A 16,946-nucleotide genomic window follows, 5' to 3' on the forward strand; every position below is an offset into this window, starting at 1 on the left:
AATTCAAAGTGTGATGCCAAGGTTAGATTCGGTCTAATTTTTCATCAGTGATGCCTGAGGAAGGGATCCACAATTTATTGTTCAATATTACGTTACCAATACCCAGAACATTATCCCTGTTCACTTGGTAAAATTCTCTTATTTTATTTAATGAATCGGTTGATAAATCTCGGTAATCATCGTTGATGCTTCGATTGTAGATAAAGTCATATAATATCTTGCGGAGGGTCGTGCTGGTCATATAAGGTGATGGGGAAATCATGAAATATAAAATCTCATTTCCTGTTGCAATGAGGGGCATATCAAATGCTGTAAAGTGATCAAATCCAATAAACAAATCGGCCTCACCAACATCATCGCCGTAATAGAATTTGATGAGATCCTGCTTGCTGGGGTATTGGTTGTTTTTACTATAAAAATCACAGGAAAATTTTGTTATGCAGTCCAGGTAGTCGCCCGCAAAAAAACCCATAAATAATTTTCTCTGCGTATGATCTTTCGTGTGTTCGCTTATTTTTTCAAATAAAGTAAAAATGGTTTCATATTTTGTATTCTTAAGGCTCTCCTTATAAGCCCCGTAAAAATTAACTTTTATGTCATAGCGATCAAAAAAATTCAAATAAGCATCACTGGTGAAATGATGAATACCTTCATACATTAAGTCGCCGTATTGATCATCAGCCAGCATTCTTTTTAAAGTATCAGTACCCATTTCAGGCGTGACCAACATGTCAATGCCATGATCATAGAGTAACCTGTAGAGGTAAAGGTGATTGTGTAGCGTTTGATTTAAGTATTCCTTGAAGTAATTGTCCGGACCGACATTGGAAAACTCAAGGGTAAACCATCGTCTGGTCCCATTGATGGGAAAGACGCAGACTTTGGGGCCGTTTTCCTTAACAATCTCTGCGATTTCATTGTTTTCCAATGACATAAAGCGATTATAATCCATAATAACCCCAATTTTTACATGTGGACAATTCGATTTATATTATAATATGGCAGATAGCAGATAAATCTACCAGCACCATTGATAGGATTCCCGCAAACTTCTCTGGAGATTGTCAATATGTATAAAATCTGTTTTTATGCACCGGAAACCCACACGGAAGAAATAAAAAATGCCATGTTTGCTGCAGGAGCCGGAAAATTTGGTAATTACGAATGTTGCGCCTGGCAAAGTCTTGGCGTAGGACAATATCGGGCTTTGTCTGGCAGCAGTCCGCATCATGCGGAAAAAGACGCCCTGCAGCGTATTCCAGAACATAAAGTGGAAATGATATGTCCAGATGATTGCATTAAAGATGTTATCAAGGCGCTTGTAACGGCTCATCCTTATGAATTTCCTGTTTTCGAGGTGACTCGTGCGGAAATGGATGAATTCAGTGAATATGCGAGAGAGCTATTAAAATAAATCAACTGTTTCGATTAAAAGGTTTATGAACTGGCAGAGTAGGTTCTTGATACCATTTATTTTGAAAATTTAAAGATATAGGGGTAATCGATGAAACAAATCATGAGAGTCATTGGACCATCTAACAATAAGGCGGCAATCACGGGATGAAACGATTGAAGCATATTGATGAGCAAAAAGATGACTGCGCCTGCAGCCATTAGGCTTATTGTATGGCGTTTTCTCCACTCGTTACTGCCTATGCCTTGTATAAGGCCGCCTATAAACCCAAATACAAGCCCGAGAATAATATCTACAATCGGCGATACAGGCATGTTCAAGCGTATTGCATGCCAGTAAAGGTAGAACAGAACGGATGCCGTTGCAAAAGCAGCTATATTTTTTATAAACTGCGTTGGCGTGTCCCTGGCTATGGGCAGCTTGATATGCTCTGTCTCATAAATTAAAAAGGCTGTTAATAGCGAGCCGGCCATTAAATAAAAAAGACTGGCATATAAAAGGTTACTATGCAATGCAAAGAACAACCCAAGCAGAATAGGCAGATTTTGCAGATATTCAATCATGATTACTCTAAAGGAATTGACTCGCATTGCTTTGTTAAAGCCAGGCATCATAAGTAAGCAACCCATGATTGGAGACTGAACTCAATTAAGCTTATATGGCGTGTGTCTGTGCGTCAATGGTTTATGTTCATGCTGTCACCCCTGCTGATTATTAAGAAAAGGTTTTAGGCAGGTGTTTAATTGTATGCCGGGGCAATAAAAGCCAGTATTGTCCCTTGTTTTTCATTTTCCCTGCGATATGGGTTGCTGCTTCGCCGGCCCCCCAGAAAACATCCCCCCGCACTATACCGCGGATTGCCCCTCCGGTATCCTGGGCAATCATCAAACGCTTAAGAACTTGTTTATCCTGATGTGTTTTGTCCGGGTGGGTGGTATTGAGCCATAAAGGCGCCCCTAAGGGGATCCATTGCCTGTCAACGGCCAGCGAATAACCAGGGGTTAGGGCAATACCCTGAGCGCCCAGGGCGGCCGTTTGCTTGAGTATGCGGAAAAAGACAAAAGATTTGTTTTGGTTAATAACCGTGTCGATTTCGTCTGGATGCGCTTCAAGGTAAGCCCGGATGCCTTGCATGGAGGCTGTTTTTTTGGTCATGATGCCTTTTTCAACCAAGATGCGGCCTACCGGCGTATAGGGTGCGCCATTTTCACCGGCATACCCGAGATACAGCCTGCGTCCATCGGCTAATTGCACGACGCCAGAACCCTGAATTTCCAAAAACAGGCGATCAATGGCGCTGTCAACCCAGACTAGAACGCGAGCCTTGCCTTTAATTGCCCCTTCATTGATTTGCTTTCGGGTAGGATAGGGAACCAACCGCATGCCTTTAATCTGCCCGATAACATGGGAGTGCTTGTACCGAGGATTGAAATCACCGAGATTCACCGTCACCAAATTGGTCGGAAGCCCGTAAATCGGCACATTAAATTTGTCCGTTTTGGTCAAACTCCCATGCAGCAGCGGCATGTAATAGCCGGTAAACAGCCCCTGGACCGGACGGTTGTTGTAAAATTCAACCGGGGTAAACCATTTTTCAAAAAAAGCATGGACCGATTGATTATTGATCTCTCGCATGCCCAGCGCTGCCTGGCAGGCTGGCTGCCAATCCTTGACTAGAAGCGGGATCCGGTGGCTGCCCGCCTGACTCAATGGATCCAGGCGCATAAAGGGTTTACATGAGTATTTAAACGCAGTGAATGATGGGACTAAGTTTGCATGTTGCCAACCCACAAGTGCCGTGAACGGCATGGGCCGAAGTGTGAGCGCATTGGGTTTTTTAAGCCAGACGGTAAGGCTTAAGGTTGCAATCGCTATCCCTGTAATAATCGATAAGAGTTTCAGCTTCATAACTGTGTAAATATTACACCAAATGGAAATTATTGCAACATAAAATGACTTTTTGCTTCATATCATTTTCAAAAACACAACAAATTGATTGTAATTTGGACATATGGTGAGGCATAATAATAGGGTATTAAAAATAGAGTACCCCCATGAAATCCTTGGCTGATATTGAAAACCTTCTTAAAGATTTTGGCCAACCGGGCGATATCCCGGTTGAAGCGATGGCTTTGTCTTTGCACGCTAAACGCCACACACGTCAAAAGAAAGGGAGTGATTTGCATGCGTTTGCAATGCTCACTTCGGAAATCAGTGAGCTCGATGACGTGTTTGTATCCATCATTGATGCCAATGCCTGTGACTTTACTTTTCAGATTGCGGTTGGCAACAAGGGTTCGGAATTAACGCACTGGTCTTTCATGGAGTTTGCATTTAAGGCTAACCCCCAAGGCAAGCCAGAATGCAGTATTTTCATTTGTGATCCCCTGGGTCTTAAGCAATCGGTCTTGCTCGCTTTACTGTTTAGCCGGACGATGAAACTGGGCGGCTTAGCTGAATTTTGTGACATAACCGTGTATTTACCGACGACAACCCTGCAGATTGCCGGGCGCACTTGCCCTTACTTTGCTTTAGACAGCATTGCCATGTTGTCTACCCAATCTCAGTTTGAAAATCTCTATCTATATATGAGAGACCACGAAAATGCGGTTAAAAAAGACGAATACACCAAATTAATTGACTTTTATAAAACCGGTTTGACCGGGTGTTTTGATGACGAGGAAATGAGAGAAATCCATGATTTTCGTTGTGTGGTCAGTCCATTGCCACCGAGATTGCTACGAACAACACAATCATTGCCGATTATTGATGACGTCCTGAGTACGTCAGGCGATAAGGTGGTCAATGCCGGCGGCGTGACGTTTAAATTATCCACTTCACGCTATCGGTTGATTGTGGAAGATCGCTATGGGGAGAAAGAAGAGCGTAATTTACGGGTTAATTCCAAAATGAAACAACAGAATAATTGCTTGCGGGCCCATGTCGCCACATTGTCAGGGCAAACCGACATAGAATCCCCAGATGAGAAAAATTCAACCAAGCCCCATTCACTTAAGTTTGATTCTGAGGAAGAGAAACCGGCCCTGATCGAACAAATCGGTGCAGCCATCCGGTCTCATCGAATGGCCGGTCTTAATCAGTGGGTCAACGAATCCCTGGCTCTTAAGGCCATGTCGACGCTGAAATTGAGTTAACTTAAGGATTGAGCCCGCTTACGGCGGCTGAAGCGGCTGGTCAGCACATAAAATACCGGCGTAAAAACTAACCCAAAAAACGTAACGCCGAGCATGCCGCTGAAAACGGCCACGCCTAAGGCCCGGCGCATTTCTGCACCAGCTCCGGCGGCAATGACTAAGGGAAATACCCCTAAAATAAAAGCAAAAGAGGTCATCAAAATGGGGCGAAGCCGCAATTTCGCTGCCTGAATGGCTGCTTTCCAGCGATTGACGCCGTCTAACTCCAGTTTTCGCGCAAATTCGACTATCAAAATGGCATTTTTACAGGCAAGCCCAATAAGGATGATAAAACCAATCTGGGTCATGATGTTGTTTTCCATGCCGAGGATTTGAATGCCTATCATGGAGGAAAACAGGCACATGGGTACAATCAGGATAACAGCCAGGGGTAAAATCCAGCTTTCGTAGAGAGCAGCCAATACTAAAAACACAAAAATCACACTTAATACAAATGCAATGATTGCGGTATGCCCGACTGCTTTTTGTTGAAATGCAATCTCAGTCCATTCGTAGCCGATGCCATCGGGCAGGTATTGAGCCGCCAGGCTTTCCATGGTGGCGAGCGTATCGCCGGTACTGTATCCCGGGGCAATATCACCCAGCAGATCAATGGCATTGTATAAATTGTATCGAGGCCAACGAGTCGGGCCGATGGTGTTTTCCATGGTGGCCACTGAACCAATCGGAACCATCTCTCCCTGGTTGTTTTTTACCCTGATACGCAACAAATCGTCGGCGGTATGGCGATAGTCTGAATCAGCCTGGGCGATGACACGAAAGGTGCGGCCTAAATAATTAAAGTCATTAATGAAGACCGAACCAAAATAAACTTCCAATGCTTCGGTTATCCTCGCCACCGGCACGCCCAGCCGCTCGGCTTTTTCCCGGTCAAGTTTAAGACGTATTCTTGGCGTGCTGTTTTCAAAAAACGTAAAGACTGACGTGGCTGCCCCTGATTTGTTGGCCTGGTCCGCCAGCGTGGCCACCGCTTCGGTTAATACATCGATGCCGCGGCCGCTCCTATCCTGAATCATCATTTTAAATCCGCCGGCATTACCAATCCCCCGGACAGGCGGTGGTGGAATGACTACAATCATGGCCTCTTTAATCGTATTCAGCTTTTGCCTTAAGGCGGCCAACATGTCGTTATAGCTTAAGCCCAGGCGCTCACGGAATGAACTCATAACGGGAAAAATCGCGGCGGCATTGGAGGCGTTTGAAAAAGTTGCACCTGAAAAACCAGTGAAGGCTACGGCATTGGCAATCCCGGGTGTTTCAAGAATTTTGGCAATCGCCATCTGCACGACTTTGTCGGTTCGGCTCAGCGACGCACCCGGCGGTAATTGAATGGACACAATAAAATACCCCTGATCCTGCCTGGGAATAAATCCACGCGGTACCAGATAAAAGAGCAGGGCGGTAATGGCGATGAGCACCACATAGACAGCCAATACCAGGTTGGTGCGGCGCGTTAAGGTGCTAATGACTTTACCATAACGTCTGGATATGGATTGCAGCAAGCGGTTAAAGGCCATAAAAGGCCTTTTCAGAACGGAAACCGGTTCACCATCAACTTGATGATGCGCTTTAAGCAGGAGAGCTGCCAGCGCTGGGCTTAAGGTTAGGGACACAAAAACTGAAATGGCTGTGGCGACAGAAACCGTCGTACCAAACTGTTGGTAAAAACGTCCTGAAATACCCTTAAGGAAGATAGTGGGTAAAAAGACGGCAATAAGAACAAGGCCTATGGCAACCAATGCAGACCCCACCTCACCCATGGTTTTTCTGGCGGCCTCGCGTGCGCCAAGGCCGGCTTCAATATTCCGCTCCATGTTTTCAACCACGACGATGGCGTCGTCAACAACTATGCCGATGGCTAAAACCAATCCGAACAAGGTCAGGTAATTCAGCGAAAAACCAATGGCCTGCATCACGGCAAAAGTACCAATTAAGGAGATGGGGATGGCTACAACCGGAATGATAGCGGCACGCCAGGACTGTAAAAAAACAATAATGACAAGAACAACCAGGACAATGGCTTCAAAAATGGTCTTGGACACCTCACGAATGGATTCTTTGACGAATTCCGTGGGGTTGTAGGCAATTTTGTAGTCAATTCCCTTGGGAAAACGGGTCGCCAAATCATTCATGGCGTCAATAATGGCATTGGTCGTGGCCAGGGCATTGGTGCCGGGGCGCTGGAAAACGGGGAGGGCGACAGCAGGGTATTTGCCGAGGTATCCGCGGGTGAGGTAATCCTGAGAGCCAAGCTCAACCCGGCCAATGTCTTTAAGGCGAAGAATGCGCCCGCCTTCGCCTGATTTGATAATGATGTTTTCGAACTCTTCAGGCTTTATCAAACGCCCTTGTGTTTCAATATTGTATTCAATGCCGTATTGTTTTTTTTGCGGCTGTCTATTCAGAGCGCCGCTTGCGACCTGAATATTTTGTGAGCGCAGGGCTTGAAGCACGTCATTGGGTGTCAGTTCATAAGAGTCGATGAGATCTGGATTCAGCCATAAGCGCATAGCGTATTCACTGGCGCCAAAGAGACGCACATCGCCGACCCCCTCGATGCGTTTGATGCGATCGCGAATTTGCAGCACCGCGTAGTTACCAATAAACGTCTGATCATATTGGCCATTGGGTGAGAATAAATTAATCACAAGCAATAAGTCGGGCGAATTTTTGGCCGTGGTTACGCCTAAACGCCTGACTTCTTCGGGAAGTTTCGCTTCAGCGATGGCGACTCGGTTTTGTACCAAAACCTGAGCTTGATCGAGGTTTGTCCCCAGTTGAAAAGTAATGGTCAGCCGCATTTGCCCGTCATCGGTTGATTGCGAGCTCATGTAGAGCATCCCTTCAACCCCGTTAATTTCCTGCTCAATGGGCGTAGCCACGGTGTCCGCTACGGTGTTGGCATTGGCCCCAGGATAGGATGCGGTAACCTGAATCGTTGGCGGCACAACCTGGGGGTATTGCTCAACGGGCAGATTGAAATAAGACAGGCCCCCGACCAGCACGATGATGATCGAAATGACTGTGGCGAAGATAGGTCTATCTATAAAAAAATGGGCCACTTTCATGCAATCGATCCTTTTGTGTGCATTATTGGTTTTCGTCCAGGGTAATTTGAACAGGCTTCACGTCCTGATCCGGCGCGCGAATACGCTGGATGCCGTTGATGACTACCCATTCATTGCCGCTTAACCCTTTCTTCACGACATAAAAACCGCTGTCACGCTGAGGGCCTAATTCAATATAAACACGGTGAACGCGGTTTTTATCATCAACGACATAGACGAATTTACGGGTTTGTTCCGTATTGATGGCTTTATCCGGTAGCAGCAATGCCTCATATTCGGCACTGCCTGTCAAGCGTGCCCGTCCAAACAAACCAGGGTAGATAATGCCATCAGGATTGGGAACAATCGCCCGTGACTGGACGGTGCCTGTGCCGGTATCAACGACGTTATCCATAAAATCCATTTTACCCTGATGAATAAATTCCTGTTCATCCTGCAGTTTGATGCGGATTGTGCTGCCGCCTTGTTCAGTCCGTAATCCCTGGCCGGATTGTTCGAGACGAATGTACTTCAACAGTTCATTCTGGCTGGTTTCGAAATAAAAATGAATGGGATCGGTCGATACCACCCGCGTTAAAACCGTTTCATTCATGCGAATGAGATTGCCGACGCTGACAAAATAGCGGCTGATCTTACCCCTTATCGGCGATTTGATTTCGGTGTATTCGAGATTGAGTTTTGCTTCATCAAGCCGGGTTTGCGCAGTTTGCATTTCCTGCCAGCGTTGATCAATGACTTCATTGGAAATAAAGCTCTCTTTTTTTAACTGGGTAGCGCGCTCATATTGACGTTTGTCTAAAACCAGTTGTGCTTCGGCTCGTGTCAAGGCATAACGAAAAGGGCGCTGATCGATAATAAAAAGCACGTCCCCTTTTTCAACTTTTTGGCCGTCTTTGAAACGAATGGCATCCAGATAGCCGGTGACCCGGGCACGGATATCCACTTCTTCAATGGCCTGAAAGCGCCCCGTGTACTCATCCAGATCAACAATTTTCTTTTTCAGCGGATGGGCGACATACACCTCGGCTGGTGGCATGTTGGTGCTTTGTGGCGAAGAGCCGCAGGCGGCGGCCAAAAGGGCTGATAATAACAGCAAGGCCAAGGGGAAGAGAGACGGCTTCCTGCTCATGCATCGGTATCCTTGTCGTGGTCAAAGGGCTTGAATATAAAAGTATAATACCTGTATCCGCTGCCAATTTAAAATAACGGCTAATCTGTAGGGTGTGGGTGAGAGGCCAGAAGACCGAGGATTTGTTCAAATTTTTTCCTTCCCCCATGGGGTCCGCAATTTGAATAGAAATTTTAATAAACAATGAAAGATAGTGCAGTTTTTTCTTTGTCCGGGGCGGCACAGAATAGAGCAAAGGGCTGGCAATTATGCCAAATAAATAATTGCTTTTTATTTAAAAAACATGCTTCTTTTTAAGTCGTCTTAATAATGGCTTAAGCTTCCTGCTATAAAGTATATCCATCATTAAGATTGGGGTAAGTCATATGGGGCGTCGAGCATCAGGAAAACCGTTTACAACCATTGATGACAGTGGTTTAGGTCAGTTTTTAAATCGTCTTCAACGCAAAATCGAGGCGTTGAACAACACGTATGCCAATGCGCCCCAATCGCTGGAATTAGATTACGCCAAATCCCAGGTGGCCGCCGTTGCCGCGGCAGTCAAGGCCTTAAAGGAAAAGATCTTGCCTGAGTTTGCATCCGGTAAAAGCCCCGGCATCCTTACGTGGTCGAGCATTAAAAGCACGATGGAGGAGGTCTCAAAAAAATACCTGAGTGTTTTTTCTACACCTGAACATGCGGTGATAGGCGCCATCAAAAGGAATTTTGATACGCTTTGCCAAGAGGCCTGCAAAGCGGGAAAAATAAAGAAAATAACTCCGAACACGCTGGAGGCCTTTCGCCTCCAGTTTAAACAGGCATTGAGGAAGGCAAAAATATACGAGCAAGCCCTTCGTATTCCCGGTATGGATTTAGAGTCGATTCTTAAGCAAGTGGATAACACAGTTGACGAATGGGATTTTAGCGAAAATACAAAAGCAGGGGATTTCAGAGACGCGTTACTGAAAGCACTGGATGTCACGTTTCCCTACATGTTTTATGTTTCGCATCCCATGAGCTATGACCTGACGACCGAGTTTTGGTATGGTTTGCAAACCTTGCCTGAGACCATCGACGAATTATTCTCTTTCTTAAACCCGGATGCATTGACAATCAAGATCCCGGCTTTATTCTCTGCCACTTATACACCCGGTAAAGAACCTGAGCGGCATTATATCTTTAAAATAGAAAGTCATGGTCTGTCATCAACGTTTGATCTGCAGTTTCTGTTAAGCAGCAATCGCGGCATGGCTGACAGTGCGATTAAGGTGGGTCTCAAAGACTATCTAGAGCGGATTGCAGATACTGAAGAAGGCATTGCTGAAGCAAAAAGACAGAGTGACAAACAAGGCCGTTTTAAGAAGGCAAAACATGCCCTGCATGACTTGACTGAAGACTTTAATAAACAATTTACCGAAGTTTCAAAACCACTCAGCCTGCAGGAAGCGGCTTATGCCAGACAAGTGGATGTGGTGCACGAGCGAATCAGGCAGACGGAACAATTGATGGCGCTGGCACAAGAGTTTTTAAAAAAATTAAAGCAGGAAATGGCCAATGTAAGCGTGAGTGGCCCTGCTGATGAAGAAGCCATACCGGAGTTCTTCCTGGACAATAACCGGCTGGAACTGGTGCCTGCACGATTAATGATGCAGGCAGAGTATGCGAAGGCAATAAAAAATATTGAAGAAAAGCAACAAAGTTTGCAGCAGCTTCACAGTCAATTAAACGACAACATACCGGTTATTCATAAAGCCTGGCATGAAAACGAGCTTGCGTTTCATCAAGAGCAACGCGACGCGTTGGGCATGACACTGGAAGAAATGAATACGAGTTTAAATCAGTTCGACGCCTATAATCCTACGCTTGAATTACCGCCTGATCCTGACGGGCAGGTTTTGGCGTTGAAGTCGGAACTGGAAAAACTAGGCGGCGCTCTTGAGCAGTTAGCTCGTGATAAAGAAACCGTGGGTAAATTAGCTGCAATCCCTGTACGCGACACAGGGGATCTTCTTGCTTTTTATCCCGCTTTAAATGATGAAATCAAGGCAATTTATAAATCGCAACAGGATGTACGGGCCGCCCTGAGTGAACGCATTGACCGTCTGCAACACGGTCTATTGAGTCGTTGCGAGAAGCTCGCGTTTCAATTAGAAAAAGCACAATCCGCTTTGGCATTTAGAGAAAGCATGCGCTCAACCAACTTGGAGGGTATAAAACAATTGCTTGCTCAGAAACAAAAGCAATTAGTTGATGCAGAAAAGCAATTGAAAACTTTCAGCGAGGATGCCATCAAGACGGATAAGTCTATATCTGCAGCTGAAAGCACTAAGCAACAGCATGAAAAAATGATTCCGGAACTGCAGAAAAACCGTAATGACCAATTGGAACTGGCGAAAAAATCAGCCGCCAGGTTGGCTGAATTAATCCAGAATGCCAGGGGTCCGGTATTATCCTTTGATTTCAGGACGCCTAATGAGGTGAGTGGCTTTAAATTAGCTGTTGAATCAAGCGGTCAAACATTCAAAGATGCCTTTAATAAATACACCGAAGAACCAGCGGCGTATCCCGATACGATCGCTTCAGACAGGCAGGTGATGTCGGAAATCGATAGATGCTTTATGAGTACCAAAAACAGTGTCAACTTTAAAGCAATGATGGGTATCGAGCGATTCAAGGGACGTTTTTTTGACTCGGAAAAAGTAAGCTTTGATGCCTTATTAACTTTTTTGGATGCCAGTACTCAAGAAATTGAGAGTTTATGGAAATTTAAACAGCAGCAAGGCAATTTGGATATCAATTCCCAGGCATACCAGGAAGTTGTTTTTTTATTTAACAGTCTGCTTGTTAGGAAACGAGAGTCTCTTGAGAAAAAGGCGCTGGTCAGGGAATTGGCTTTGGCATGGCAGCCGTTGGATACTGATTTCGTAAAGGAAAAAGATCATTTTGATAGGATTAATCAAAGCTTGTCCTTAGTCTCTCAGTCATTAGCCGGGTCAGAGGAAGAACTCATTAAACTCGAAAAGGAGCTTGCAAAGCTGAATAAAGACAAGCTTAAACAGGATGAAGGCATTATTTCATCGCAAGAAATGATTGCAACGCTTAAGCCCAATGTTGAGATAGTCGGATTGATTATTCAATTAACAGAGGGAATAACCCAGCTTGGAGAAGCCATTCGTGACAAGGATGCTGAAGCTAAAATTGAAACCTTGTATGGTCAATACCATAAATTATCGAAAGTCTATTCATGGCTTCTGGAAAAGTTAAAAGACATTCCCAATGCCGAGGATTATGTCAGCAACCAGCAAAACATTAATAAACAATTGGCCGCTAATCTTGAGCAATTGCAGGTTCTTGCCCGAGGATTGATCAAAAAACAACTGGAGTCTATTCAATCGACTGCGACGGTATTGCAGGAAAAATTTGCAAAGGATGCGCGGGCAAGCAGCACCAGGGAATCCGAAACGGTGCCTGAGCGCTTATCCAAAGCATCGTCCATATTATTTAATTTCAATGTGTTGTTTAGAGACCTGTTGGAATTGCAGAAAGCAGAAAAAGCGTTTGCTGAGAAAATTGAGGCCCTAAATGACTCAGAGGCCCTCAAAGAGTATAAAAAAGAAGAGCCATTAAAAGCAGTCCTTGAGGAAAGTGAGGCGTCAAAACAGCAATTGCTTAAAGACAATAAGGCACTTTTGAACGAGATGGCTGACCAGCTTGAACTCTATAACCAATCGCTTAAATTTAATTACAACAGTCTTGCAGAAGATAACGTGCAAGAGGAGCAGCGAAAAGCAATTGAAGCCTATCTCAACACAATCGACGCACCACTCAAGGCTTTCGACAAGACGGTATCTCAGTCAGGATTTAAAGATGACCTTCAAGAGTCACTCGATAAAGTACATCAGAGCATTAGCACACTGAATAAGAACATAACAGATAATAAGGAAGTCCTTCAGGGAACCCGGCAACGCATTCAGCAACGGGTGAGGTCCATGGATGAGTTTACCCAATTATTCAATGGCTATAAGACGCAGCGTGCTAAACGATTTTCTTTTAAGGACTCCATCGACAAAAGGGATGCCAGGCAGCGTGAACAGTATATTGATGAACTTCATGTCAAACTGAATAATTTTAAACAACGAGGCGATTTATCAAGCCTGGATGAACTGTATCAAAAAGCGGAGTCAGGTTGTGCCGATTTCCATGGCTGGACGCTTAGACCTATGTTGCGGCGTTTACTGGTGGTTCTGCAGGAAAGCAGGCAGGCACTGGTTGAGAAGCAGGCGGGTCCGGTCAATGACAACGACGTTCCATCTAAAAAGGTAACAAAGGGCGATGTTCAGAATGCTCTGGATGCCCTTTACAGCCGAATTGAGGCAATGGGAGCCTATGCCCAGAAATTGAAGGATAAGCGTCCGGAGCATGTCGTTAATGCGGTAACGGAAGTATCCAGTCAGCTTAAAAAACGTCTGGATGATTTTGTTGAGGATAAGCTTGAGGGAGAGAATCAGGTTACTACGGAGGAACTGACCAGTTTTACCAAGGAAATGCGCAATATTCTTCGCAGTCAAGACGATACAATGCACAGTGAACGCTCCTGGCTGGCTCCGATTGCTGCCAACATCGTCGCCGGATTATTCACTCTGGGTATCGCCTTGGGCATTAAGCTCGCCAGTTCGAAGTTAACCCAGGGGTACGCAACATTTTTCATGAGCAAGAGCCAACGTGAGAAGAATGTGGATGACGTCGATGAGGCATTAACGCAATTGGCAGCACCTGCTGCTTAACAAGAAGACATGTTGGGCTTAAGCCCAACATTTTTCCGCTTCATACAGGTTTCGACAGGGATTGAATCACGGCACCGAGAAAACGGGTCGCCTCACCACCGGTGACCGCCCGGTGATCAAAACTTAAAGACAGGGGCAACAGGCGGTGCGATTTCAACGCGCCGTTTTCAACCACCGCGCCCTGGTATAGGCGGCCTACCGCTAAAATAGCGACCATGGGCGGCACAATAATCGGACTTGCAAACTTCCCTGAAAATTTACCAAAATTCGATAGGGTAATGGTGGCGCCTTTTAGTTTCTCCGGCGCAACCGCTCTGTCTCGGACGGCCTGCTTATAATCATTGATGATTTGGCGTAATTGTTCCGGTGAGCATTGTTCAGCCTTATGAATAACGGGAACAAACAAGCCCTCGTCGCTGTCCATGGCGAGTCCCAAATGCACCTCGTCAAAACACCGGCGTGCACTGTGTTGGGTATTAAACCAGGCGTTGAGCGCGGGCTCCACCTTGCACGCATCGCAAATGGCTCGAATCAGGCGGGCTGTGATATCATTGCCTTCTTTCCAGCAGTCAATGTCTGCTTCATCAAAAATACTGACTGGAACGACCTCCTGATGCGATTGCACCATGCTGTTTAGCATCGCGCGGCGCACACCGCGCAGCGGCTCAAAACCGTCGGGTAAAACAGTTTGTTTATTGGCTGCGGCTTCTACATCCGAACGGGTGATGACCCCGTGCTCACCTGTCCCGGTGAGGGTCTGCAGGTTGACGCCCAGTTTTTTAGCCAGCATTTTGACCGCGGGTGTTGCCTTGATGCGTTGTGAGGTACTGCGGCTGGCACCGATAATAAAATTATCTTCACTGACTTCGCTGCTTTCTTCAAGATTACCAACGACGGTACCCTTGTCGGCTTTTTTTATGCTGTCGCTGGCGGCAAAACCGACTAAGGGCTCGCCGGTTTTAATGACATCGCCGGGTTTGCCGAATAGCTTGACGATGGTGCCTGCTTCCGGGCAGGGTACATCGACAACCGCTTTGGCGGTTTCCATGGATACCAGGGGTTGATCGGCTTTCACCGTATCGCCTTCCTTGACAAACCACTCGTGTATTTCGGCATCCGGCAGGCCTTCGCCCAGATCAGGTAAATTAAAAATATTCATGGTCACTCCATTATGCTTAAGACGCTGTCTTTGATTCGTTTGACACTGGGAATGTAGTGTTTTTCCAGCTGGAAGTAGGGCATAACCACATCATATCCGGTGACGCGCTGAACCGGCGCCAGCAGGGCATCCATTGCCTGTTCCATAATCTGGGCGGATATTTCAGCGCCCACGCCGCCTGTTTTTGCGCCCTCATGGACAATCACGCAACGGCCGGTTTTTTCAACGGAAGCCAGAATGGTTTCAATGTCTAAGGGCTTGATTGTGGCTACATCAATGACCTCACAGGAAATCCCTTCCTCTGCCAGTTGGGCGGCTGCTTGTTGCGTCTCATGGATGCTGGCTCCCCAACTGATAAGCGTTACGTCCTCGCCTTCTTTCAAAGTGAAACATTGGCCTAAGGGCAGGGCTTCGCCATTGTCTTCCACGGGCTGTTTAACCAGTCGATAAATACGTTTGGGTTCAAGGAAAATGACGGGATCCGGGTTTCGGATAGCTGCGAGCAGCAGGCCATAGGCTCGTTTGGGTGAAGAGGGGATAACCACCTGCAAACCCGGGATATGGGCAAACAGGGCCTCGGTGCTTTCCGAATGGTGCTCCGGCGCGCGGATACCACCGCCAAAAGGTGCTCGGAATACCAGTGGGCAATGCAGGCGTCCGCGCGTGCGGTTACGCATTCTGGCTGCATGGGAAATGATCTGGTTCATCGCGGGATAAATAAACCCCATAAACTGAAACTCGGCCACTGGTTTGATACCTTGCACCGACATGCCAATGGCTAAGCCTGCGATCATCGATTCAGCCAGCGGTGAATCAAAGACGCGGTGTTCGCCAAAACGTTCCTGTAAATTTACGGTGGCGCGAAACACGCCGCCGTTTTTACCCACGTCTTCGCCGAAAACGACGACATTCTCATCGTGTTGCAATTCATAAGCCAATGCTTGTGTCACCGCTTCAATCAAGGTTATATCAGGCATGACCTGCTTCCTCCATGGCTATCGCACGCTGTTCGACCAGATATTCTGGCAATTGTGCGTAATGGTAATCAAAAATACTGGTAATGGGTTGGCCAGGACGTGCCAGGTATTCGTCAACGGCAGCCTGCACCAAATCGGCCGCTTCCTGTTGTAATCCCTCTTCGTCCTCTGCTGACCAGTATTTTTGTTGTTCGAGGAAGTGCTTGAAACGGCCGATGGGTTCTTTTAATTTAGCTTGTTCAACTTCTTCCTGAGGCTGATAGCGGGTCGCATCATCGGCGGTGGTGTGATCGCAAAGGCGGTAAGTAATGGCTTCAATCAAGGTCGGGCCTTCGCCGCGCCTGGCTTTTTCGATGGCTTCACCAATGACTTCCCGGCAGGCAATGACATCGTTACCGTCAACCTGGACCCCGGCAAAACCGGCGGCAATGGCTTTTTGAGCAACAGTCTCGGTGCCGGTCTGTTTGGACAATGGCACGGAAATCGCCCATTGGTTATTGTTGACGACAAAAACAACCGGTAATTTCCAGGCGCCGGCGACATTCATGGCTTCATAAAAATCACCCTCGGATGTTCCGCCCTCCCCAATACAGGTCACGGCAACACGGGGCTGTTTACGGTATTTAAATGCAAATGCGACGCCGGCGGCATGCAGGCATTGCGAAGCGATGGGAACACAAATGGGCAAGTCTTCTGAATTGCAGCTGAACTGGCTGCCGCGCTCATCGCCGCCCCAATAGGCTAAAATTTCTGACATTTTGACGCCGCGCTGAAATTGAGCGGCATAATCTCGGTAATAGGGCACCAGGATATCTTCTTTGCGCATGGCATGGCCGATGGCGGTGGAGATGGCTTCCTGACCGTTAATGGGGGCATAGGTTCCCATTTTCCCCGTCCGCTGCAAGGCAATGGCTTTTTTATCAAAGGTTCGCGTGCGAACCATGATGCGGTAAAGTTCCTGAAGCACGGCTTTTTCTTTGGCGAATGCCGGCAGGGAATGGCTTTGTTCACCTTTTTCATTGAGATATTGAGTAAAGGTGATTTCGAAACGGGCGACGGTCGTCACGGGTTCTCTCCTTGTCACAAACATTCGCCATAGAATACTCACTATTTTTTGCAAAAACTACCCTTGGGACCGTTTAGCCTGGAAATGACAGAGCCGTTGCGTAAAGGTGGAATCAGAGTGCTAAATTAGCCTATACTCAGCCTATTTTATGACCG

At 46.6% G+C, this 16,946-nt stretch carries 11 protein-coding genes; 3 read left to right on the forward strand and 8 right to left on the reverse strand.

What is annotated here, in order from left to right; genetic code table 11:
• Positions 1–22 precede the first annotated feature (22 nt).
• A complete protein-coding gene (locus Lery_RS05325) occupies positions 23–928 on the reverse strand; it encodes a hypothetical protein (protein ID WP_131750944.1) in 906 nt (301 codons plus the stop codon).
• A 141-nt stretch (positions 929–1,069) separates the two neighbouring features.
• Between Lery_RS05325 and Lery_RS05330 the strand changes: the two genes are divergently transcribed.
• A complete protein-coding gene (locus Lery_RS05330) occupies positions 1,070–1,414 on the forward strand; it encodes a YqfO family protein (RefSeq protein ID WP_058526226.1) in 345 nt (114 codons plus the stop codon).
• 56 nt (positions 1,415–1,470) lie between these two features.
• Here Lery_RS05330 and Lery_RS05335 read toward each other — a convergent pair whose 3' ends face one another.
• Both Lery_RS05335 and mltA read right to left on the reverse strand, forming a co-directional pair.
• Complete coding sequence (locus tag Lery_RS05335; protein ID WP_058526227.1) at positions 1,471–2,028, reverse strand: hypothetical protein; 558 nt, start codon at positions 2,026–2,028, stop codon at positions 1,471–1,473.
• Positions 2,029–2,128: 100 nt separating this feature from the next.
• Positions 2,129–3,322, reverse strand: coding sequence for a murein transglycosylase A (gene mltA, locus Lery_RS05340; protein ID WP_058526228.1), 1,194 nt, complete (start codon positions 3,320–3,322; stop codon positions 2,129–2,131).
• 146 nt (positions 3,323–3,468) lie between these two features.
• On the opposite strand from mltA, the gene Lery_RS05345 reads away from it, so the two are divergent.
• Positions 3,469–4,569, forward strand: coding sequence for a hypothetical protein (locus Lery_RS05345; protein ID WP_058526229.1), 1,101 nt, complete (start codon positions 3,469–3,471; stop codon positions 4,567–4,569).
• Here the strand turns inward: Lery_RS05345 and Lery_RS05350 are convergent.
• Positions 4,566–7,697, reverse strand: coding sequence for an efflux RND transporter permease subunit (locus Lery_RS05350; protein WP_058526230.1), 3,132 nt, complete (start codon positions 7,695–7,697; stop codon positions 4,566–4,568). The two genes, Lery_RS05345 and Lery_RS05350, sit on opposite strands and share 4 nt — an antisense overlap.
• A gap of 22 nt (positions 7,698–7,719) precedes the next feature.
• Complete coding sequence (locus Lery_RS05355; protein ID WP_058526231.1) at positions 7,720–8,826, reverse strand: efflux RND transporter periplasmic adaptor subunit; 1,107 nt, start codon at positions 8,824–8,826, stop codon at positions 7,720–7,722.
• Positions 8,827–9,191: 365 nt separating this feature from the next.
• Between Lery_RS05355 and Lery_RS05360 the strand changes: the two genes are divergently transcribed.
• The gene (locus Lery_RS05360; protein ID WP_058526232.1) at positions 9,192–13,589 is read left to right on the forward strand and encodes a hypothetical protein; all 4,398 of its coding nucleotides are present in this window, start codon (positions 9,192–9,194) and stop codon (positions 13,587–13,589) included.
• 40 nt (positions 13,590–13,629) lie between these two features.
• Here Lery_RS05360 and Lery_RS05365 read toward each other — a convergent pair whose 3' ends face one another.
• From Lery_RS05365 to pdhA, 3 genes are read right to left on the reverse strand one after another with little or no spacing between them, the layout of a single operon-like run.
• On the reverse strand, positions 13,630–14,748 hold the full coding sequence (locus tag Lery_RS05365) for a dihydrolipoamide acetyltransferase family protein (RefSeq protein WP_058526233.1): 1,119 nt from the start codon (positions 14,746–14,748) through the stop codon (positions 13,630–13,632).
• Positions 14,749–14,750: 2 nt separating this feature from the next.
• Positions 14,751–15,725, reverse strand: a complete 975-nt coding sequence (locus Lery_RS05370) for an alpha-ketoacid dehydrogenase subunit beta (protein WP_058526234.1) — start codon at positions 15,723–15,725, stop codon at positions 14,751–14,753.
• Complete coding sequence (gene pdhA / locus Lery_RS05375) at positions 15,718–16,791, reverse strand: pyruvate dehydrogenase (acetyl-transferring) E1 component subunit alpha (protein WP_058526235.1); 1,074 nt, start codon at positions 16,789–16,791, stop codon at positions 15,718–15,720. Before pdhA ends, Lery_RS05370 begins: the two co-directional genes overlap by 8 nt.
• Positions 16,792–16,946 lie beyond the last annotated feature (155 nt).

It is taken from the genome of Legionella erythra, assembly GCF_001467615.1.
Taxonomy (GTDB): domain Bacteria; phylum Pseudomonadota; class Gammaproteobacteria; order Legionellales; family Legionellaceae; genus Legionella_C; species Legionella_C erythra.